16 protein-coding genes are annotated in these 20,789 nt (G+C 74.2%); 13 read left to right on the top strand and 3 right to left on the bottom strand.

Going from position 1 to position 20,789, the window contains the following annotated elements; all coding sequences use genetic code 11:
• Positions 1-4: 4 nt before the first annotated feature.
• Positions 5-790: a hypothetical protein gene (locus FRAAL_RS03625; protein WP_011602086.1), complete on the top strand. Its 786-nt coding sequence runs from the start codon at positions 5-7 to the stop codon at positions 788-790.
• The gene (locus FRAAL_RS03620; protein WP_157891979.1) at positions 787-2,277 is read left to right on the top strand and encodes a hypothetical protein; all 1,491 of its coding nucleotides are present in this window, start codon (positions 787-789) and stop codon (positions 2,275-2,277) included. Before FRAAL_RS03625 ends, FRAAL_RS03620 begins: the two co-directional genes overlap by 4 nt.
• Before the next feature lie 34 nt (positions 2,278-2,311).
• Here the strand turns inward: FRAAL_RS03620 and FRAAL_RS03615 are convergent, their stop codons facing one another.
• On the bottom strand, positions 2,312-2,833 hold the full coding sequence (locus tag FRAAL_RS03615; RefSeq protein ID WP_011602084.1) for an RAD23 family protein: 522 nt from the start codon (positions 2,831-2,833) through the stop codon (positions 2,312-2,314).
• A 410-nt stretch (positions 2,834-3,243) separates the two neighbouring features.
• Between FRAAL_RS03615 and FRAAL_RS03610 the strand changes: the two genes are divergently transcribed.
• The 4 genes from FRAAL_RS03610 to FRAAL_RS03595 all read left to right on the top strand — a co-directional run bounded on the left by FRAAL_RS03610 (position 3,244) and on the right by FRAAL_RS03595 (position 9,009).
• A complete protein-coding gene (locus tag FRAAL_RS03610) occupies positions 3,244-4,230 on the top strand; it encodes a hypothetical protein (RefSeq protein ID WP_011602082.1) in 987 nt (328 codons plus the stop codon).
• A gap of 354 nt (positions 4,231-4,584) precedes the next feature.
• Positions 4,585-6,549, top strand: coding sequence for a protein kinase domain-containing protein (locus tag FRAAL_RS33450; protein ID WP_011602081.1), 1,965 nt, complete (start codon positions 4,585-4,587; stop codon positions 6,547-6,549).
• Positions 6,536-7,354 carry a hypothetical protein gene (locus FRAAL_RS32310; protein ID WP_011602080.1) on the top strand — a complete coding sequence of 273 codons (819 nt, stop codon included), beginning with the start codon at positions 6,536-6,538 and terminating at the stop codon, positions 7,352-7,354. The genes FRAAL_RS33450 and FRAAL_RS32310 overlap by 14 nt, the downstream gene beginning before the upstream one ends.
• The gene (locus FRAAL_RS03595; RefSeq protein ID WP_011602079.1) at positions 7,351-9,009 is read left to right on the top strand and encodes a hypothetical protein; all 1,659 of its coding nucleotides are present in this window, start codon (positions 7,351-7,353) and stop codon (positions 9,007-9,009) included. The genes FRAAL_RS32310 and FRAAL_RS03595 overlap by 4 nt, the downstream gene beginning before the upstream one ends.
• Before the next feature lie 38 nt (positions 9,010-9,047).
• Here FRAAL_RS03595 and FRAAL_RS03590 read toward each other — a convergent pair whose 3' ends face one another.
• Positions 9,048-9,824 (bottom strand): hypothetical protein, encoded by a 777-nt coding sequence (locus FRAAL_RS03590; protein ID WP_011602078.1) that lies wholly within the window; start codon positions 9,822-9,824, stop codon positions 9,048-9,050.
• 86 nt (positions 9,825-9,910) lie between these two features.
• Between FRAAL_RS03590 and FRAAL_RS30915 the strand changes: the two genes are divergently transcribed.
• The 7 genes from FRAAL_RS30915 (at position 9,911) to FRAAL_RS34135 (ending at position 19,349) form a co-directional block, all read left to right on the top strand.
• Positions 9,911-11,542, top strand: coding sequence for a glycoside hydrolase family 3 N-terminal domain-containing protein (locus FRAAL_RS30915; RefSeq protein ID WP_063822595.1), 1,632 nt, complete (start codon positions 9,911-9,913; stop codon positions 11,540-11,542).
• Positions 11,543-11,828: 286 nt separating this feature from the next.
• A complete protein-coding gene (locus tag FRAAL_RS03580; protein ID WP_050997003.1) occupies positions 11,829-13,901 on the top strand; it encodes an AAA family ATPase in 2,073 nt (690 codons plus the stop codon).
• A complete protein-coding gene (locus FRAAL_RS03575; protein WP_197537244.1) occupies positions 13,888-14,643 on the top strand; it encodes a 4Fe-4S single cluster domain-containing protein in 756 nt (251 codons plus the stop codon). The genes FRAAL_RS03580 and FRAAL_RS03575 overlap by 14 nt, the downstream gene beginning before the upstream one ends.
• A complete protein-coding gene (locus FRAAL_RS03570; RefSeq protein ID WP_162137455.1) occupies positions 14,640-15,305 on the top strand; it encodes an FHA domain-containing protein in 666 nt (221 codons plus the stop codon). Before FRAAL_RS03575 ends, FRAAL_RS03570 begins: the two co-directional genes overlap by 4 nt.
• A 252-nt stretch (positions 15,306-15,557) precedes the next feature.
• Positions 15,558-16,604 carry a hypothetical protein gene (locus tag FRAAL_RS30195; RefSeq protein WP_011602072.1) on the top strand — a complete coding sequence of 349 codons (1,047 nt, stop codon included), beginning with the start codon at positions 15,558-15,560 and terminating at the stop codon, positions 16,602-16,604.
• A gap of 785 nt (positions 16,605-17,389) precedes the next feature.
• Complete coding sequence (locus FRAAL_RS03560; protein ID WP_231861492.1) at positions 17,390-18,847, top strand: MFS transporter; 1,458 nt, start codon at positions 17,390-17,392, stop codon at positions 18,845-18,847.
• A gap of 1 nt (position 18,848) precedes the next feature.
• On the top strand, positions 18,849-19,349 hold the full coding sequence (locus FRAAL_RS34135) for a universal stress protein (RefSeq protein ID WP_041938785.1): 501 nt from the start codon (positions 18,849-18,851) through the stop codon (positions 19,347-19,349).
• Positions 19,350-20,103: 754 nt separating this feature from the next.
• On the opposite strand, the gene FRAAL_RS34555 is transcribed toward FRAAL_RS34135, so the two are convergent.
• Complete coding sequence (locus FRAAL_RS34555; protein ID WP_231861491.1) at positions 20,104-20,496, bottom strand: type II toxin-antitoxin system PemK/MazF family toxin; 393 nt, start codon at positions 20,494-20,496, stop codon at positions 20,104-20,106.
• Positions 20,497-20,789: the final 293 nt, after the last annotated feature.

The raw sequence follows: 20,789 nt of genomic DNA, 5'->3' as shown, positions 1-20,789 counted from the left end.
CGTCGTGACGACCCATCACACCGCCGGAACCGCCTCGTGCGCGACCACCGCGGCGTCGGCCGACAGCGCCGCACCCACCGCCGAACTCGACGGACGGGAGCACCTGCGCATCGTCTGCTGTGAGCTCGGCATGTGCGAGCACCCGCACGCGGCCGAACGGTATCGACGCACCTGGGGCGTGGCCGTGCGGCTCGCCGACGGCGACCGGGAGGTCGCCGCAGAGGCCATCGGCGAGCTCTACCCGCGGCTGGAGCGGACGTTCCAGAACGGCCCGGCGCGGCACGAGGCCAACCTGCGCGCCTTCGGCCTGCGGGCCCTGCGCCACGCCGTCGTCGACGAGTTTCGCGCCCGCCGGCGCACGTGGAACGTCGAGGACCGGGAGGTCCTCCCGGACGAGCTGCCCGAGGACGCGGCCGGCCGCGGAACCGTGCCCGACCCGGCCGACCAGGCCCGCGGGAACGACCCGGCGCTCGACGCGGCCTGCCTCGACGAGCTCACCCGCCTGATGTTCACCGCCGCCGGGCCGCGGTGCCCGCGTCACGCCGGCGGCTGCCCGCATCCCGAGCAGGTGTTCTCGATCGCGTTCGGCACCGTCACCGCGGCGGGCCTGGCCGACGAGTACCCGCCCCGGACAGCCAGGCGGCTGGTCGCCGCGGTGGCCGCGCCGACCAGTTTCCCCCTCGACGCCGCCCCGCAGAGCGCCGCGGCGCGCCAGGCCGGCAAACGGCTGCGGGACTGCAGCCGCCATCTGCTGCACCAGGTGCACGCGAGCGTGCTGGGGGCGGCGTGATGCTCCCCCGCCTGCTCCCCCGCCTGCGTCCCCGCCGGGCCGCCGTCGGCGCCGAACCCAAGAAGCAGACGGTGCACGTCCCGGTGCGTCGGCTGGACCTGACCCTGGAGTTCGACGAGGAACGCGCCGCCTGGGACCTCGTCGTCGGCGACGGCCGGGCCGGTCCCGCGGGACTCGCGGCCGCGCGGCTCCTGCCGGATGTCGTCGCGAGCGCCGACGCGGGGACCTCGCCCAGGCTGCTGTGGATCTCCGTCGAGCTGCCCGGCGGGGATCCCGACGCAGCGCCAAGCCATGGTGCGCTCCGGCTGGTCGGGCGGCTGTTCGGCGCCCAGACGGCCCGGCTGATCTGCCGGCGGCCGCCCGCCGGCGCCGAGCCGTCCGCAGTGGTCTGCGCGGTGAGCTCGGTGCTCGCCGCGCAGTGGCGGGCCGGCCGGCTGTGCCTGTTGCTGTCGTCCATGCCGGTGATGGTGGACGCCCCCTGGCGGCCCCTGGAGGCCGCGTTGCTCGCCGCGTCGGTCGGACTGGGCGAGTGTTCCGCGGGACTTGGGGCGCAGGCGAGGTCGTCCGTCCGTGCGTGGGGTGAGGGCGATCTCCTCGACGGGGTGCCGCACCGCTCCCGCCCGCGTGCCGTCCGCCGGCTGGCCCAGCTCGCCGACCTGCTGGACGCCGAACGCAAGCGCGCGGGCGAGGTTCATGGCGCGAGCACGCGGGTTGCGAGCGACCGGGGCGACGGCGAGGACGGCGACGGGCCCTCCGGCTTGCGGGCGCCCGGCCCGGCGGCCGCGAGCAACGGGAGGCTCGGCATGGCAGACCCGGTCGAACGCTACCTGGTGGATCTGGACCAACGCCTCGTCGACCCGGACGTGGTGCAGTGGCGCCAGGGGGCGAAGATCGCCTGGTCGCGCCAGCGCGGCATCCTGGAGGTGCGGGTACGCGTCGTCACCGGTGCGGACGTCACCGGCCACTGGGCTCGCGCGCACGAGGACGTGCCGAACGCGCTGCCACGGGTGCGACACCTGGGCGCCTTCGCGCCCGAGCCGGACACGGCGGCTGCCGGTGGCGTGGCCCGGCTGCTCGTGCCGCCGGCGGTGCCGGCCCACCGGCTGCGCCTCGACGTCACCGACCGGCCGCTGCAACGGGTGGTGTCCTCGACGTCCCAGGCGCGCTTCGAGGCGCTGGCGGCGGGCCGGCGGGCGGGCTCCCACGAGCGGCGCCGGGAGTGGGAGCTGGCCGCGAAGGCGTGGATGCGTTGCGACGACGGCTGGATGGACGCCGACCGACCCGACATGGCGGCGCTCGCCCGGCGCCGGGCGGCGGCCTGCTGGCGGACGCTCGGCGAGCACGCCGTCGCCGCCGCCACCGACCGCTCCGCCTACGAGCAGGCCGAACGACTGGAGAAGCCGTGGATCTTCGAGCATCTCGGCCGGCTTGAACCGGAACCGATGGAGTTCGACGCAGAACTCCTCGACGCCGACGACCGTTGGTGACCCGCGAGTGCTGGAACCGGCCGCCGTGCCCGGGTCAGTCCGGGCCGTGGCCGGCTTCGACGTCGTGCACGTAGCCCGTCCAGACGGCGACCAGGTCCGCGCCCTCGGCGGTGTCGAGGTCCACCCGCGCGCCCCCGCCGCCCGGCAGCAGCTCGCCGATGGTCCGCGCGGCCCGCGGTCCGACGAGCCGGTGGGCCAGCAGTACCTCAGCCGTGTGCTGGTGCCAGTCGGCGAGGCCGGCGAAACCGAGCGAGGTCAGCACCGAGGCGCGGAAACCCGCCGACAGCCGGTCGCCCACCTCCACCTCGACGTCGGGCGGCCCGGGCTGGCCGGTCACCAGCAGCCGGTCGGCCTCCGCTCTGACGTCCACCCGCAGGCTTGGCCGGCTGGTCCACGCAAGCCGCCAGACGACCGCGGCGAGGTCCTCCTGCACCGCCGAGCCGGGCGGTTCCGCGGAACCGGGCGGCTCCGCGGCGCCGGACGGTCCCGATGGTTCCGCCGGGCCGGGCGGCTCTGCTCCAGCCGGTGACGCGTGGCGCGACTCGTTCCGATCCATCGTCCGCTCCCTGTGGCCGGGATGGCGCTGCGCGCCGGGTGGCGCGGGTGGCGCTGCGCGCCGGGGTGGCGCGGGTGGCGCTGCGCGCCGGGGTGGCGCGGGTGGCGCTGCGCGCCGGGGTGTCCGTGGAGCGCCGGTCGGCAGCGCCCGATGGCGTGTCGCCTGTCGCCTGCAGAACTGTTACTTACCCGGGCCGGCGCCGCTCCGGTGGCCGGCCAGCACCCGCGAACAGGACAGATGAGCGACATCTTGTGCACCGTCATCGTCGGTTCCCATTTCGGCCGGTAGGCCTGTCCCTAGAAGTCACAACTGTCCCCCCGACGACGCTCACCTGACAGCGGAGCCACCCGACGGCATCGCACACACAACGGTGGCACCGGCAGGGGCAGGGCTGGGAGAGGAGCTCGACCATGGACGATCGGTCGGCGGGGGACGACCGGACGGCGCGCGGGCCGACGGCGGACTGGCGGCTGCGGCACCTCGCCGAATCGGACCCGGCCCGTCCGGACCGACCGTCCGACCAGGCCTACCACGCGATGGTGGAGCTGCTGTCGCGCCGCTTCCTCGCGCTCACCCGGGCGGAGCGGGCCCGACAGCTGCACCTGGGCCCGCACTGCCGGCGGTCCTGCGACCTGTGCTGGGACATCGCGCTGCACCACGCGGCGTGGGCGGCGAACAAGCTGCACCGGTGCCTGCGCACGGGGCCGCCGACCACCCGCGGCGAGCCGGTGCGGGACTGGGTCCGCATTCTCGCCTGGGTCCAGAGCCCGCCGCACGACGACACGCCCGTGGTGGCGGTCCGGACCGCGCTGTTCCGGCACCTTCCCGGGGACGATCCGCTGCTGCCGCTGGTGCACGCGGTCGCCACGCAGCTGTTGCCGTCCGCGGGCGACGTCCACGCCATGCGGCGGACCTGCGACTTCGTCGGGGACGCGCGCCGTTCGGTGCTCGCGCAGCGGCACGGCTGGGCCGTCAAGCCCGGACGCGATCTGGCTCAGCGGGTCCTGTTCCACGGACTGCGGGAGCGCCACCCGCGCGGCATCCAGCTGCTGCTCGAGGTGCTGCGGCACCTCGATCGCGGCTCCGTCGACCCCTACTCCCAGGTGCTGGCGGACGCCCGATCCACGCCGGGGGACCGGGCGACCCTGGAGGCACTGATCAAGGACATGCTGGCGGACCCCGTCACCGGGGAGTGGTTCCTCCGGGAGGTGATCGCCCGCCAGCTCTACAACGAGGACGTGGGGCGGCGCCGCTACCGCCCGCCGCGGGATGTGCAGGATCTCCCGGACCTCGACGACGATCCCGACGCCGAACCCGACGGCGAACCCGACGCCGGTCCGGAGGAGCCCGACGACCCGGACGGTTCCGCGCAACCGCCGCAAGGCCCGTTCGCGTGAACATCGCCGCCGGGACGACCCGTCGCCGGCGCGGCCGCGCCGCCGCCCGCACGGTGCCAACACCATGACGCATCCCTCCCCGTCCGGATGCCTCCGCGGGCCCGCTTTCCCCCGCCGCTGGATACGGACGGACGGACGCGCCCCGGTGACGGCTCTGGTCCGTCTGTCCCGTATGCGGCGCTCGCACCGTGACCGTGGCGCCCAAGGCCGAGGAGGTGCGCGCTGACCAGCTCCGGTGAACCCGACGACGCCCCTGCCGAACCGGCGGCAGACGACGAGGTCACCCGCCTCGAGCCGCGCGGGCCGGCGTCCGAGGCCACCCGGTTCGAGCCTTCCGCGCCGCCGGGTTCCGGCGTGACCCGGCTGGACCCGGCCGCGCCGGCGGGCGAGGACCTGACGCGGGTCGAGTCCGCCGCGGCGCAGCAGCAGGACGTGACCCGGATCGAGCCGAGCAGCGCCGAGGCCGCCGCGCTGCTCGGCCGGGCCGGCGGCAGGCCTCGCATCACCCTGACCGACGGGCTGCCGGGCGACCTCGGTGTGAGCTGGCAGCTCTGCGGCCGGCTTCCCGCCGGCGGCGAGGCCAGCCTGCTGCTGGTCCGCCCGCGTGCGCAGGCGCCGGGCGGCCGGATCCGTCTCGTCGGTGACGCGGGCCGCCGCTGGGTGCTCAAGCTCTACGACCCCGAACGCCGGCCGGACGACCCGGAGCAGCAACAGGACCGGCGGGCCGTGTGGGCCGCCGTGAGCAGCGTGCGCCACGATCACGTCCAGACGCTCGGGGAGACCGGCACCGCCGGACGGCACGACTACGAGATCTCCCCGTACTGGCCGGACGGCTCCCTGGAGGATGCCGTGCGGGCCACGGTGGACTCCCACGGCGAGACCTTCGAACCGTGGCAGCCGGCGGCGATCCGCGAGCTGGTCCGCCAGCTCGACTCGGCCCTGGCGGCCCTACATGCCGCGCGCCTGGTCCACCGTGACGTCAAGCCGGGCAACATCCTGGTGCGGTGCCGCGACCCCCTGCACGTCGTGCTCGGGGACTACGGGATCGCCCTGCTGATCGACGGCGCCGGTCGGTTCACCAGCCGGCTCGGCACGCCGCGGTTCATGCCGCCGGAGGCACATGTCGCCGGCCTGGTGTGGGACTCCCCGGCCCGCGACTACTGGGCGTTGGGCATGGTCGTGCTGGAACTGACGACGGGGGTGCGCGGCTACCGCCGCGTGCACGACGCGGCCTGGACGCGGCAGCTCGCGGGCAGCGGCGTCGACGTGTCCATGGTGGTCGACGACCGCGTCCGGCTGCTCTGCCAGGGCCTGCTCACCCGCGACCAGGCCGACCGTTGGGGCCACGAGGAGATCTCGCGGTGGCTGGCCGGCGGGACGCCCGCGGCCGGTCCCGCGGACGCCGAGCAGGTCACGCTGAGCCTGCGCGCCCGCCGCTTCCAGGAGCCGGCCGGCCTCGCCGCCGCGATCAGCGCCGATCCGGTCACCTGGGCGACGGCCCGGCGCCGCTTCCTGCCGGTGGACGGCGGCCACGACAGCGGCGAGGGCTGGCGCCAGCTGGTCGAGTGGCTGCGCGCGGTGCGGCCGCGGACCGCCGCCGGCTGGAGCGACGAGGACCTCGCGGAGCTGCTCGACCATCGCCTGCGCCGGACCGGCATCTCCGCGGACGTGCGGCTGCTGCACCTGGTGCGCTGGTTGGACCCGGCGGCACCGCCGAGCTTCCGCGGCATCGCGATCACTCCGGAGTCCCTGCGGTCGATCGCCTACGACGCCCGCGGGATGATCGCCAGGGGTCGGCAGGGCCAGGAACGCCAGCTCGTCGACCAGCTGCGCCGGGAGCGCGTCCTGCCGCTGCTGGCGCAGCCCGTCCTCACCGCGGCGGACGGGCGGGTCGTCGATCCCGGGCCCGCGGTCGCCGCCGCGCGGCGGCGGCTCGCGGCGGTGGCCGAGGGCTGGGACCTCGCCGCCCGCACGCTGCCCCGCCGGGCCCACGACCTGGCCCCGGCGCCCTCCGGCTGGCCGCTGCCGACCTGGCTGCCCGAATGGGCGAACGCGACCGGGCTGTGGCTTGCCGCCGACCCGACGGCCGCCGCCGCGGAGCTGTCCGACGTGCTGGGTGCCGAGACCGCCCGCTTCGGCCCGTGGGCGCCGCGCGCATGGTCAGGTCTGATGCGGGCGGTGGGGGTGATGCCGCCCGGTGGTTCCGCCTCGCCGGCCGCATCCACCGGCCCGCAGCGCCGGGTGCGCGCCACCGGGACGTCGTCGCGGGTCCGCGTGCGCGGAACCGCCACCGGAGGTGAGTCCGGTGTCCGGGGGTGAGCTGCGCCGCGCGGTGGACCTGGCGGCCGCGCTGCTGCACGCACTCACCGCCGGACTGGCCGCCGACGCCGCCCGGGACCAGTACGAACGCGACGCGGCGGCGGCTCGGGCGCGCCGCGAGCAGTGGGAGCGCCAGGACGCGCGGCGACAGGCCGGCGGTCCCGCGGCGCGCCGGCGTGCGGCGGGGCGGATGGTGCCGTGGGCACTCGGCGCGTTCGTCCTGCTCGGCCTGCATCTGTGGGCCGGCGCCGCCCGCGGCGGCGGACCCTGGTCACTGCCGTGGTTCCTGCTGTTCGCCACGGTCGCGGCCGGGGTGCTCGCGGTCCACGTCTACCGGGAGCTGGGGTTGGCCGCGGAACTCGCCGGCGACTACCGGCGGCCGGGCTCCGGCGGCGATGCCGGGGCCGCCCGGGCCCGCGCCCAGCAGGTGCGGCGGGCGAACGCCTCCCGCCGGCTGCAGGACATGGACACGGGTCCGCGTGTCCTCGCGGGGCTGGCGATGCTGGCGGCGCTGGCCGTGGTGATCGTCCTGGTCGTCGCGGTGCCGCCGCTGTGGCAGGCGGTCGAGCTCGTCGTCGCCACCCGCGGGGTCGCCGTCCGGCGCGCGGACTGGTCCCGCGACTACCGCGAGCGTCGGCGCAACGCCCAGGGCGACCAGCCCGGCCGGATGCGGCCCCGCGTCGTCCGGATCGCAACCGGCGGCATCCCAACCGGCGGCATCCCGACCGGCAGCGTCCCCTCCGGCGGCCCGCGCCCCGGCGGCACGCAATCCACCGTCCGACGGTCCACAGGAGAAGGATCATGAGTGCTGGAATCGGCGTTGTCAGCGTCGCCCCAACGATATCGGCGCACGCGGCGCTCGGCGCCGCGCAGACCGCGGCGGTGGCGGCGGCCGGCACGGTGGTGGTCGTCGCCGCCGGAGTCGCCGTCGCCGGTGCCGCCGGCGCGGGGATGAGCTGGGCCGTCGCGCAGAGCCTGCGGTTCGGCGCCGACCGGGCGGCGCGAACCGCGGCGGCCTGCGAGGCCGCCGTCGCCGATGCCCGCCGCTGGGAGTCGACGGTGCACGCCGTCGCCGAACGCAACGCGCGCATCGGCCAGCTCACCGCCGCGGCGGTGGCCGAGGGTATCCCGGTCGACCTGGCGCTGGTCGCCCTCGGCCGCAGCGACCAGCCCGACGCGGTGCTCGGCCGCTGCGGTGAGCTGGACCGGCGTCTGGCCGACCTGGAAGGAGAGCTCGCCCGCCGTCGCGGCGCGGCGCTGCTGTCCCGGCTGCACGCCCCCGCCGTGAGCCCCCTGGCCGCCCCCTCGACGGCCGGAACCGTGGCGGCCGGGACCGTGACAGGCGGGACCGTGACAGGCGGCAGCCGGGTGCGGCTGCTCCCCCAGCCGGCCGGCGGCAGGGGCGCCACCGGCGGTGCCGGCGGCGCCGGAGTTCCCCCGGCGGCCCCCGCCGGGGTGCCGGACTTCGCAGCCTCGGTCCAGGCCGAGATGCGCTCCGTCCTGACCGACGCGCGCATCGCGTTCGCCTCGGTGGACGAGCGGGCGGCCCTGGCCGACGCCGCCTCCGCCGCCGACCGTGCACTGCGCCGAGCGCTCGACGCCGCAGCCAACCCCGCCGCGGCCGCCCCTGCCGCGGCGGCCGTTGCGCGGGGGCGGCTGCCCGGTGATGTCGACGCCCGCCTGGCCGGGCTGCACGCCACCGCGCAGGACGTGTGGGACGCGGTCCGGCGGCGTCAGGCGGCAGCCGCCGACGCCGCGGTGCTCATCCAGCCGCTGCTGCCGGACGGTCCGGGGGCCAGCGCCGTCGACTCGGCCGGCGCCGAGGTGCGCACGGAGCTGCTGGCGGTGCTGGCCGGCCGCCGGGCGCTGGACGGTCCGCTGCGCGGCCGGGCGATCGCCGCCGTCGACGCGATGCTCGCCGAGGTCGCCCGGCGCCATCAGGCGCAGGCGCTGCGGGAGGCGATCCGCGAACTCGCGGACGACCCCGAGCATCTGGAGGTCGTCACGGCCGAGGACGGGACGGTCGAGGTCCGCGCCGAGCTCGGCGGCCAGCACGAGCTGCGGATGGCCCTGCGCCGGGACGGCCGGCCGCACCAGGCGACGCTGGCCTGGACGACGGTGCGCACGGTGGTGGCCGGCGAGGCCGTCGTTCCCGGCGAGACCGTCGTTCCCGGCGAGATCGGGTCGCCGGGCGGGCGGCAGCCGTCCGTCCTGGCGGCGGACAGCGTGGCGTGCGCGGCGGCGGCGGACGAGGTGGACCGGGTCGCCGAACGCCTTGCCGTCGTCGGCGTCGAGCACGAGGAGGAGACGCGCCGGGCGCCGGGCGCCGAACTGCCCGTCGACGCCGAGCAGACCCGGGGCACGGAGACCAGCGAGCAGGCCGCGGCCCGCCGCCGCGCGCAGCGGCGCCGGCGCAACGAGGCGCCGCAGCCGCTGCGGCGCCGGCTGCCCGGCTCGTGACCCTGCCGGGGCGGCCGTCCGCGGCTGGCCGGGCCGGGTCAGCCGCGGGGCACCTGGTAGCTGTCGCCACCCGGTGCCACCAGCCGCGCATCACACTCCACGAGCGGGATGTTCCTGTCGGTGCACCACTGGTTGGCTCCCGCCGCGCTGCTGAAGCCCTGCGGCACGATGCTGATCCACACCATCCGGCCGCTGCACGGGCCCTTCGTGGCGAAGTCGCCGTCGATGCCGAGCGTGGTCTGCCTCGTCGTCAGCGTGCGGTAGCGCTGCTGCAGCGCGACGTGGAAGGCCGCGATCTGAGCCTCGGTCACGCTCGGGACGTCGGGGGTGCCGTCCGGGGTCCAGTCCGGCTCGATGTCGACCTGCAGGCCGACGCACTTGCTGGAGACCTGCGGAACCCACCAGCCGCGCAGTGCCTCCACCCGGGGCCGGTCCAGCGCCGCCTGCTGGGTGAGCACCGCGTCGGCCCGCGTCTCGGAAAGCAGGGCGATCTCGTCCGGCGTGCTGGTGGCCGGGGGGACGGGGGTCCGGGTGAGCGGGGCCGGGGTGGCGAAGCCGGGCAGGGCGGGGACGGCGGACGACCCACCCCGACCACCGGAGCCGGATGCCCCGGACGGCACCGCGGCGACGGGCGCCGCGCTCGGCGTGGCGGTCCGGCCGGAGCCGCCGCCGATCACGCCGGTCGTCCGGGCCACGAGGTAGCCACCGCCGACGACCAGCAGGAACAGGGCCGCGGCGAGGAGCGCCGCGACACCCGGCGCGAGCTGCGGCCTCGGCCCGGCGGGGTACCCGGGATACGGCTTGCCCTCGGTCACGCTGTGCCTCCTTCGTCGTCACGTCCTTCACGATCAACTCCCTTGGGCTCAGGGGGTGCATCCGCGCGTCCGAGGTCGCCCGCGAAGTGGCGGTCGCCAGCGAGGTGGCGGTCGCCCGCGAGGGGGAGGTCGCCAGCGAGGTGGAGGTCGCCAGCGAGGTGGAGGTCGCCAGCGAGGTGGAGGTCGCGGTGTTCGGACTGAGCCGGCGCGCCAGCGCGCCCGGGATCCGGCATCGGCGGTGGTACCTGCCGATCCCGGACTGGCTGTACGGGCTGGGCGAGGTGGTGCCGTTCCGGCTGCTGCTGCCGGCGCTGCTCGCGACGGTGCTCGGCCTCGTCGTCGTGGTCGCCAGGGCACACGGCTCGCCCGGCGACGGCGATGCCACCCGGGCCACGGCGACCAGGCCGACCCTCGCGCCGGACCCGTCCGGCTCCGGTCTCCCCGCCGGCCTCCCCACCGGCCTCGACGCCGACCTCGACGCCCTGGGTGCCCTGTCCGGCGAGTCCGGCGGGAGCAGCGCGAGCGACGGGACCGGCGGCCGCCCGGGCCCGACCGCGCCGGCGGCGACGGTCGCCGACCGGTTCGCCGCGTCCGGGGCGAGACCGGGCCCGACGGCGTCCTGCGCCCCGGCCCGGGCCGCCGCGATGAGCATCGAGCAGCAGGCCGGCCAGGTGATGATGATCGGCGTCCCGGTCACCAACGTGCGCTCCGCCATCGCGCTCATCCGCCAGTCGCGCCTCGGCGGGGTGTTCCTCGCCGGCCGTTCGACCCAGTCGGCCGCCGGCCTGCGCGACGACCTGCGGGCTGTGCAGGACGCGGCGCGCCGCGACGTCGGCGTCGGCGCGCACATCGCCGTCGACCAGGAGGGCGGGCAGGTCCAGACGCTGCAGGGCCCCGGCTTCGGGACGATCCCGAGCGCCGTCGAGCAGGGCCGGTGGGACGCGGCGACCCTGCGCTCGCGCACCGCCGCCTGGGCCGGCGTCCTCGCCGGCGCCGGGGTGACCCTGGACCTCGCCCCGGTCGCCGACACCGTCGCCGCCGGCACCGCGCGGTCCAACCCGCCGATCGGCGCCTACGGCCGCAACTTCGGCACCGCCGCGAGCGCGGTCGCGGGCGACATCGGCGTCGTCGTCCCGGCGATGCAGGACAGCGGCCTGCTCGCCACGGCCAAGCACTTCCCCGGCCTCGGCCGGGTGCATCAGAACACCGACACGTCGGCCGCCGCCGTCGACGATGCGGCGACCACGACCGACCCGAACCTGGAGCCGTTCCGGGTCGCGGTGTCCACCGGAACGGCCGCGGTGATGGTCTCGCTGGCCCGCTACCCGAAGCTGGATCCGGCCACGCCCGCGGCGTTCTCCGCGCCGGTCGTCACCGGGCTGCTGCACGACCAGCTCGGGTTCCGCGGCGTCATCGTGTCGGACGACCTCGGCTCGGCCGTCGCGGTGCAGTCGGTGCCGGTGGGCGAACGGGCCGTCCGGTTCGTCGCCGCCGGGGGCGACCTCGTGCTGTCCGTCCGCGGCGCGGACGCCGCACCGATGACTGCGGCGCTCGCCGCCGAAGCCCACCGCTCGCCGGTGTTCGCCCGCCGGTTGGCGGACGCCGCGACGGCCGTCCTCGCAAGCAAGCAGCGGCAGGGCCTGCTCGACTGCCCGGCCGCAGCGCCGACGCCGGCACCAGCACCAGCGCCGACGCCAACCCCGGTCCCGACCAGGTGACCGGCGTGCCGGCCGCGGCGCATCGTGCTCGCTCGCCATCGAGCGCCCCTCCTCCGACCCCGGATCCGGTCTGTCTGCGCCGGTTCCATTCCCGGACGCGCAGCCGTCCCTGTGACCCCACCGGTCATCCCTGGGAGCCCACCGGCCTCCCCTCGGAAGCACCGGACATCCCCGGGACGCACCGGCCGTCCCTTGAAGCACTGACGGACACGACCCGGCCGGCCGGGTCGTACGGGCAGGAGGTACGCGCGTGTCACACCCACGCGGCGAGCACGCTGCAAGGCACATGAGCGAACGCGCCGAGGCGGCCGAACCGAGGAACGCCGGGACGGACGTCGACGGGCCACGGGTCCCCGGCTGGCTGCGCGACCTGCAGTCCTCGGTGTTCACGCACCCGCAGTTCGTCCTGCACGGCAATGTCCGGGACCAGCATCTGTGGACACCGCCGCGGGGGCCGATGCAGTTCCTGTCGCTGCTCGACCGACTCTGGTACACCCTCGACGCCAGCGGCTACCACCACGTCCTGGTCGCCGACCCGGTGGACGGGCTGCGCCTGCACCTGCCACGGGCCATGCCGCGGCCCGAGCGGGAGGAGCGGCTGCGCGCCCAGCAGGAGGTGCTGCGCGCCCGGTACGGCATCCGCGCCCCGCAGCGCGAACTCGACCTGGCCGCCCTCGCGGACCGGATGCGCCACGTCGTCCACGGCCCGGATCCCGACCGCGCCGAGGGCGCCGAGGGCGCCGAGGCGCAGGACGGGCCGGACATCCGTCCGCCCGGCATCGTCGACACCCCGGTCGCGCTCATCATCGACTACGCCGGCCGGCTGGTGACGAATCCCGCGAACCTGATGGAGAACGAGCAGGCGTTCTTCACCGCCGCCGAGAAGCTCGCGCACCAGGCGATGCGTTTCGTCTGGCCGGACGAGCGGGCCCGGTACAACCCGCTGATCTGGCTGGTGCACAACGAACAGGAGCTGCCTGCGTCGTTCATGTCGCCGTCGGTTCCGCTGCGCCGCATCGCGGTGCCGGTCCCGCAGCTCGACGACCGGCTGACGGCCACCACCGCGCTGCTGCCGCTGCTACCGGAGTCGGCCGGGCTCACCGGTGAGCAGCGTGCGGCGCTGGCCCGGCGCTTCGCCGACAGCGTTCAGGGACTGCCGCTGAACAGCCTGCCGGCGATCGTCGAGCTGAGCCGCTCCGGCATCCCCGAGGTGTCCTCGATGGAGGCGGCGGCCCGCAGCTACCGCCTCGGTGTCCGGGAGAACCCGTGGGGCCAGCACGAGCTGCGCGGCCGGCTGCGCGACGCCGAGGAAACCCTCAACGCCGCGGTGCTCGGGCAGCAGCAGGCCGTCGGACGGGCGGTGGACATCCTCGTCCGGTCGGTGATGGGCCTGTCCGGGGCGCAGGCGAGTAGTGTCGTGCGCCCGCGGGGGGTGCTGTTCCTCGCCGGGCCGACCGGCGTCGGCAAGACGGAGCTCGCCAAGGCCATCAGCCAGCTCGTCTTCGGCGAGGCGGACGCCTACATCCGCTTCGACATGAGCGAGTTCGCCGCCGAGCACTCCGCCGACCGGCTGACCGGCGCGCCGCCCGGCTACGTCGGCTACGACGCCGGCGGCGAGCTGACGAACGCGGTACGCCAGAGCCCCTTCAGCCTGCTGCTGTTCGACGAGATCGAGAAGGCCGCTCCCCGCATCCTGGACAAGTTCCTCCAGGTTCTCGATGACGGCAGACTGACGGACGGCACGGGGTCAACCGTCCATTTCAGCGAGAGCATCATCGTCTTCACCTCGAATCTCGGGATGCAGGCGTCCGACGGGCCGCCGTTGACCCCGCAGACCGACCGCGCGGAGCTGGAGCGGCGGGTCGAGGCGGAGATCCGCCGGCACTTCGTCGAGACGCTGCGACGTCCGGAACTGCTCAACCGCCTCGGCGACAACATCGTCGTGTTCGGCTTCATCGACGAGCCGACCGGGGCGCGGATCTTCGAGCAACAGCTGGCCCGGGTGCTGGCGCGCGTGCGCCAGCAGCACGCCGTCGACGTGCGGCCGTCCGCCGCGGTGCGCGCCGCGCTCGTGCGGGAGGCGACCTCGGACACGGTGCTGGCCTATGGCGGGCGGGGCATCGGGTCGTTCCTGGAGTCGGCGTTCGTCAACCCCCTGGCCCACGCGCTGTTCCGGGAGGGGTTCCCGCGGGGCACCGTCGTCGAGGTCACCGAGCTCGGCGGCAGCTCGGGCCGGCGCACGCTGACCCTGCGCCGGTCCGGGCCTCCGCCGCAACCGGACGCCGGCCCGACGGGATCCCAGGGCGGCGGCCCCCTCCGTGCCGGCCTGGTGAAGGTGCGCCACCGTGATCAGTCCTGAACCGCCCAGCCCTGCGCCGTCCGACCCTGGACCGTCCGGCCCTGGACCGTCCGGCCCCGGAGTGTCCGGCGCGGAGCCGGGGCTCGGCCCGTCGGGGGCGACGCTGCGGATGAGCCGGCGGCACTTCCCGGTGACGTCGCTCGGGCCGGGCATCCGCGCCGGCCTGTGGGTGCAGGGCTGCACCATCGGCTGCCCCGGCTGCATGTCCCTGGACACCTGGGATCCCGCCGGCGGCAGCACGACGCCGATCGCGGAGCTGCTCGCGTGGCTGTGCGAGCGGCCCGGGCTGACCGGCGTGACCATCTCCGGCGGCGAACCGTTCCAGCAGCCGGAGCCGCTCGGCGCGCTGCTGCGCGGACTGCGGGCGCAGCTGCCCGCGGTCGATGTGCTGGTCTACTCCGGCTACACCACCGCCGCGCTGCGCCGCAGCCCACGCCGGGCGGCGGCGATGCAGTGGTGCGACGTCGTCGTCACCGGCCCGTATGTTGCCCGGCGCGCTCCCGGCGGGGCGTGGCGCGGCTCCGCCAACCAGCGGCTGGAGATCCTCACCCCGCTGGGCCGCGAGCGCTTCGGCGCCGTCGGCGAAGGCGCCGGCGCCGCGCGTCCGTTACAGGTCGGGCTGGACGACGGACGCTGGTGGCTGATCGGCGTCCCCGCCCCCGGTGACCTGAACCGCATCGAGCAGGCGCTGGCCCGCCGCGGCGTCGAGCTGGCCGACGTGTCGTGGCGGCCGCGGCCGTGAGCACCCCCGGCTGGGTCTGCGTGGTCTGCCGGTCGCCCGTGTCGCGGACGGCCGTGGTGTGCGGCGGGTGCGGCACGGTTCTCACCGACCAGTCCCGGATCCGCGACGACCCACCGCCGGCGGACAGTCCCGGACCGCCCGACGCTTCGCCGGGATCCGGCGGCCCCCCGGCGGCCGACGCTCCCCCGGCAACTCGACTCGAGGTCGCGACGTCGGCCGAGCCAGGGCCGCAGGCAGCCTGTCCGACCTGCCAACGCTCGCCGATCCGGCCCGGCGAGCTGGTCTGCCCGTTCTGCGCCTCCGATCTGCGCCGTGCGGCCGGTGGGGGTGGCGGTCCCGGCGGCGTCGAGCTGCGGTTCGACCGGGGCACGGTCGTCATCCCGGCCGGGGAGACCGCCGTGATCGGTCGGCACGGCACCCACGACAGCGGCCGGGTGCTGCACGGCCGGGTCTACGTCTCGCGCCGGCACGTCCTGATCCGGGTGGCGGCGGACGGTACCGCCCAGGGACGAGAGGAGAACCCGACCGCCAACGGCACCTTCGTCGACGGCCGGCGGCTCGGCACGACCTGGTCGAACCTGCCGGACGGCGCCCAGCTGCGCCTGGGTTCCGCGACCGCGGCGACCGTGCGGTACGGCAGCGCCCGTCGGACAGCGTCATGACCGCACCGGCGTCGGCGACACACCGGCCGGGTCGTGGTCTGCCCCCGATCGCGCCGGGTTAGCCGTTCGCGACCAGGATGTCGGCATTCTGTCAAATCCACTACTGTTCGCAGCGAGATTACTACGGAGGGAAGATTGTTCCAAAAACTACCGAGGGCACGCCCGGCCGTCATCCTGGTCGCCGTCCTCGGATTTCTACTGTCCGCGACATTCGTCGCCGTCCCCGCCGCTTCGGCGGCATCGAAGCAGCTGTTGAAGGACGGTGGGTTCGAAAGCCAGCACAGCGGATCCGTATCCAGGCCCTGGGGGTCCGAAGGGCCGGACAGCAAGGGTATTGACCGCGGTAAGGGATTTTCCGCAGCCGGCGACAACAACGCCTGGATCCGGGCCGCCAGCAAGGACTGGAACGCCATCACCCAGAGCGCCTCCGTCGACCGCCACCACGCCTACGCGATCTCCGTCAAGGTACGCACCTCCGACAACTTTGCTACCGGCGTCTTCGGTGTCCGAACGAAGTCGGGAGCCACGATCGCCGAGACGCAGTTCGGGCCGACCGGCGGCAGATATATCGATCTTGTCGTCAAGTTCAATTCAGAGGACAACACGTCGGTCACCGTCTACAGCGGATTCTGGGCTCCCGGCACCGATGTGTGGCTCCAGATCGACGAGGTCTACCTGGGTGCAATCGAGGGAGCGGTGCACGACGTCACCGACGTGAGCCGGAACGCCTACGAGGCCTTTGCGGTAAACCGCGGGACCTGGGCGGAGGACTATTTCTGGGCGACCGTGCTGCACGCCTCCCCCACTTTCACCCGGCAGTGCCACGTCGACACGTCGCTGCCCCGCAACAGCGGCCAGACCTGCGGTGCGAACGAGGCGCGAATCCTGGACTTCGCGAACACGGCACAGCGCATCGCCTACGAGGTCAAGAGCGGGAAGGTCTCGAAGTCACAGGAGGTCGAACCGCAGGCAACCGCCGACGGGAAGCTGGTGGCAGCCTACGGATTCCACGTCGAATGGCACTTCTTCCCCGGCCAGAAGGACACGCTGGGTCCCTCGAAGCCACTGCGAGATTACCTCACCGACCAGGGCATCGATGTGATCATCCATCACTACGAGTCGGACGAGTGTGACCGCCAGGGCAACCGGGGGATCATTCCCGCTCCCGCCCCGGCTCCCGACCTGGGCATACTGCCCCTGCCTGCGCTGCCTGCCCCGGCACCTGCCGGCGGGGGACTGGTGTTCATTCCCGCCGTCTACACCGCGGCGGCAGCCGGAACCAACTGCAACATCGCCTGATGCCTGAGCCGCCTGACCGCGCGTCCTGCGGCACGCGGTCAGGCGGTCGGGCGGTCAGGCGGTGACGATCGCCGGACGTGGTGGCCGGCTCTGCAGCGGCATCAGTAGGCGGTGCGCGCCGGCGCGCGCAGGGGCGTCCAACCCCGCCGTGCTACCCGGACCGGATTCTCACCGCCAGGCGACGACGATCTAAAGATCATCAAGACCCCTGGGCGACCTTCCCCATCACTGGGTGAACGTGCCGTAACGCTCGATCACCGCTGGCCGTACGTCACGCGCGGGACCACACTCCGGGCGACATCGGCCCGGTCGGCCGGGACCACCCGGCGGTCCGCCGACACCACGCCGGCGGACGCAGACGGCACCCAGTCCGTCCACCGGCCGCCCAGTCGTACGACTCCCGTCCCGCCGAGGCGACGGCACGGCCGAACGGAAGCCGAGGTCAGAGCCGGATCCAGCGCGGCAGCCGGATCCAGCGCCAAGGCCAGAGCCGGGACATGGACCGAGGTCCGGACCGACCAGAGCGAGGACCGAAGCCGAGCCCCGGGCCGGAGGCGACACCGGCGGCGCGTTCGGTATTCCTGGCAAAGCCAGTATTTAGCCGATGGTAACGATTCTCACAGTCCGTCTGCCCCTCTGTTCGTCCGGCGGGGAACGAGTAAAGGTATCGGAGGGAAAGTCCGTAGTCCCACGCCCCGATCCTTCCCCCGGATTCCGCACGCCTAAATCAGAAGGTATTGATGCGTCAAGGTCCTCTTGCTGGCAGATACGCGGCGTCCGCAGCCATGGTTATATTCGCGCTTATTCCCTACCTGGCGCTGTCGGCCGCGCTGGAGCCGTTGGCGCCGATCGTCGCCAAACAACTGCACATGAGCGCGCAGACGATGAGCATCAGCTCGGGCCTGGGCAACGCGGCCTACGCGCTGGGGACGGTGCTCGCCGTCCAGCTGGGTCTGCACCTGCCGCAACGGCGGATGCTGCTCGTCTACGCGGTCGTGCTCGTCGTCGGATCCGTGCTGACGGCGGCGGCGCAGGACGCGGCCATGTTCATCATCGGCCACCTGTTGCAGGGCCTGGCCACCAGCATGCTGCTGATCGCCGCGGCCCCCGCGCTGGCAATCGGCTACCCGCGCGAGAAGCTGCGTACCACCGTCATGATCATGAATATGGGTATCTTCGGTGCGGTCGCACTCGGCCCGTTCATCGGTGGTCTGCAGGCCGACGCCAACGCCTGGCGACCGCTGTTCTGGATCGTCACCGGGGTCTCGGTGCTGGCGCTGCTGCTGGTCGTGCTCACCTTCGAGGACGCACCGCCGGCGAACCCCGACGCCCCGCGCGACCTGCCGGCGATCGCGCTGTCCGCGGTCGGCAGCCTGGCGGCCTTCCTGGGCGCGTCCGAACTGACCAGCCACAGCTTCCTGGACGTCGAGGTGATCGCACCGCTGCTCGGCGGTCTGGCACTGATCGTCGTCCTCGTCGTCTACCAGTACCGGGCCACGCAGCCGCTGCTGATGGTCCGGGAGATGCTCACCAGCTCGATTCCGGTCGCGGGCGTGGTGATCGCGCTGTTCGCCGCGGCGGCGTCGGTGTCCGCGACGGGACTGACCGCCTCGGTGCTCGCGGAGACCTACGGCCCGGTGCGCGTCGGGCTGCTCTACCTGCCCGAACTCGGCGGCGCGGTCATTGCCGCGGTCACGTTCGGCTTCGTCGTCACCCGGCGTTCCGTGCACTACATGCCGCTCGTGGGCATGGTCCTGCTCGCCGCCGGAATCCTGGTCTTCTGGTTCGCGATGCCGGCGAGCCAGCCCTTGGCGCTCGTCGCTTCGGGACTGACCGGGCTCGCCCTCGGCGCCACGGTCGCCCCGGCATTGTTCGTGGCCGGTTTCTCCCTGCCGTCCGCCAACCTTCAGCGCGTGTTCGCCCTGGTCGAACTGCTACGTGCGGTCGCCGCCTTCATGATTGCGCCGATCTTCGCCCATTTCGCGGCCACGGTGACCGGCGACCTCAACGAGGGAACGAACATCGCCCTGTGGATCGGCCTTGGCCTGGCCCTCGCCGGCGCCGCCATCGGCGTGGCAATCTACGCCCTGAGCGGTGCCCGCCCGCAGACTCCCGACGTCGACACGTTCCTGGGGGCCCTGCGTCCGGCCTGGTACTCTCCCCCGCTGCTGGCCAGAGTCCGCCGAACCCCCCATCTCGATGATCTGGACATCGCCCTCCCCGTCCCGGAAAGCGTCGACTGACATGTCCTCACCCCACGCCGACTCCAACGCCGACGCCGTGCAGCCCGGTGCTCGAGCCGGCCGCCCCGGTCCGGTGCTGTTCGCCTATGACGGCAGTGACGTCGCCGGCCACGCCATCCAGTTCGCCGCGACGCAGCTTCCGCCCGGACGCGAGGCGCTCATCGTGTGCGCCTGGCAGCCGGCCGACGTCGGCTTCACCCCGGTCGGCTCGCAGCATTTCGACGCGAACAGCGCCGCCGAGGTCGAGAAGGCCGCGGCCGAGATCGCCGCGCACGGTGCTCACCTCGCGAACGCCGCCGGACTCCGCGCCCAGAGCGCGACCGTCCAGGCGGCACCGACCTGGAAGGGCATCATCGCCACCGCCGCCGAGCGCCAGGCGGACCTCATCGTTCTCGGCGCCCATCGGCACTCCCGGCTGGCCGGCCACCTGCTCGGCAGCGTGGCCACCTCCGTCGTCGCCCACGCCCCCGGCGCGGTCCTGGTCGTCCACCAGCGCGACTGATCCGGGCCGGTCGGTGCAGGCAGTCCAGGACGCACTGTTGCCTGCGCCGGATCGTATGGCTTGTCAAAGCGGGTAGCGGCGTCCAAGGCAGGGTCAAACTGACTGCGACCGAGTTGTGTCGCAAGTGCTGTCCGGGCCCGAGCGAGGGAGTCCTCGTGGTGCGTCTCTCCACGTCCCCGCTCAGGGTCTGGCGTGAAGGGACGGCACGCCTTGTTCGCTGCACCCCTGTACCTTTTCGTGATCTCAGATACGCCGCAGACGTACGGCACACCACAGGAGCGATCAGTCGAACTCCGAGAGTGACGATGGCCGACGGAGGTGCTCGCGATGTTCCGACGACCTCGCCGGAATTCGAGGGCAATGGGCGTCGTTCGTGCCCGCGATGCCACCGTGACGCTGCTCTCCGTCGGCGGTGATTGCGTGGTGGCCGGCGCCGGCGGCTTCTTCGCGCTCGGCGAGGAGATCACGATGCGGCCCGGGGATTCAGCCGCTGTGCCAGCTCGCGGCCACTTCGGCCATAATGACTCCACGCCAGGCACCCCTCGGCGGGCAGCTACCTCATGGTGGCGAGTCTGCACGTCGGCATCCGACAGGAAGGCTGCTTGAACTATGTCAGTGGCATCGTCGTAAGTCGACCGGCGCCGATAACACCTCAGGTCTTCTGGACAAAGGGAGACAATCCTTAATACTGAGTCGAAAATGACTCGGGGGTAAGGCTGTCAGGGTGACCTGGCGGCCGAGAACCCGACAGCGCCTAGCGCCAGCCGTAGCGCTGACGCAGCCGGTCCGTGACCCGCTCGAACGGCTCGCGCGGCAGGGCCGACGACTCTCGGCGCATCCCGCCCTCGTGCACCCGGATCACCCGGTCCAGGTTGACCCAGGACGGTCGGCGCTCGCTGTCCCACCCGCCCGCGCCGACGGGCACGAAGTCGCCCTCGCCGTCATGCTCCTTGCTGGTGAGCTGCACGGCCAGGTAGGTGCCCGCGGATTCGACGGCCACCACGAGCACCGGCCGATCCTTGCCCCGCCCGTCGTTCTCCTCGAACGGCACCCACGTCCAGACGATCTCACCGGGATCCGGGGCCCCGTCCGACTGCGGCGCGTAGCTCATCCGTACCGACCCGATGCGCCCCGGATCGACCTCCACGGTCGCATCCGGCCCGAACTCACCCGGCGAGCCCTCCTCGTTCGCGCGAGACGACCGCGCCCGCTCCCGGGCCGGGTGACTGCGCGCGGCCGCCCCCGAGGACGAAGGGGAGGGCGAAGCGGAGGAAGGGGCGGGGGAAGGGGCCTTCGATGTGGGTACCGACCGCCGCCGGCCTTCCCGTCCCGCCTCCCGCGGGGGTGCCTCACCCTGGCGCCGGCCGCCCGTCACCAGGTCGGACACGATCCTGACCAGATCCCCCAGCAATCCCATGCCGCCACAATAATCGGACGGCG

The sequence above is a fragment of the Frankia alni ACN14a genome (assembly GCF_000058485.1).
Lineage (GTDB): Bacteria > Actinomycetota > Actinomycetes > Frankiales > Frankiaceae > Frankia > Frankia alni.
The sequence above is the reverse complement of the archived record's forward strand: the minus strand, read 5'-3'. Positions and strand labels throughout refer to the sequence as shown.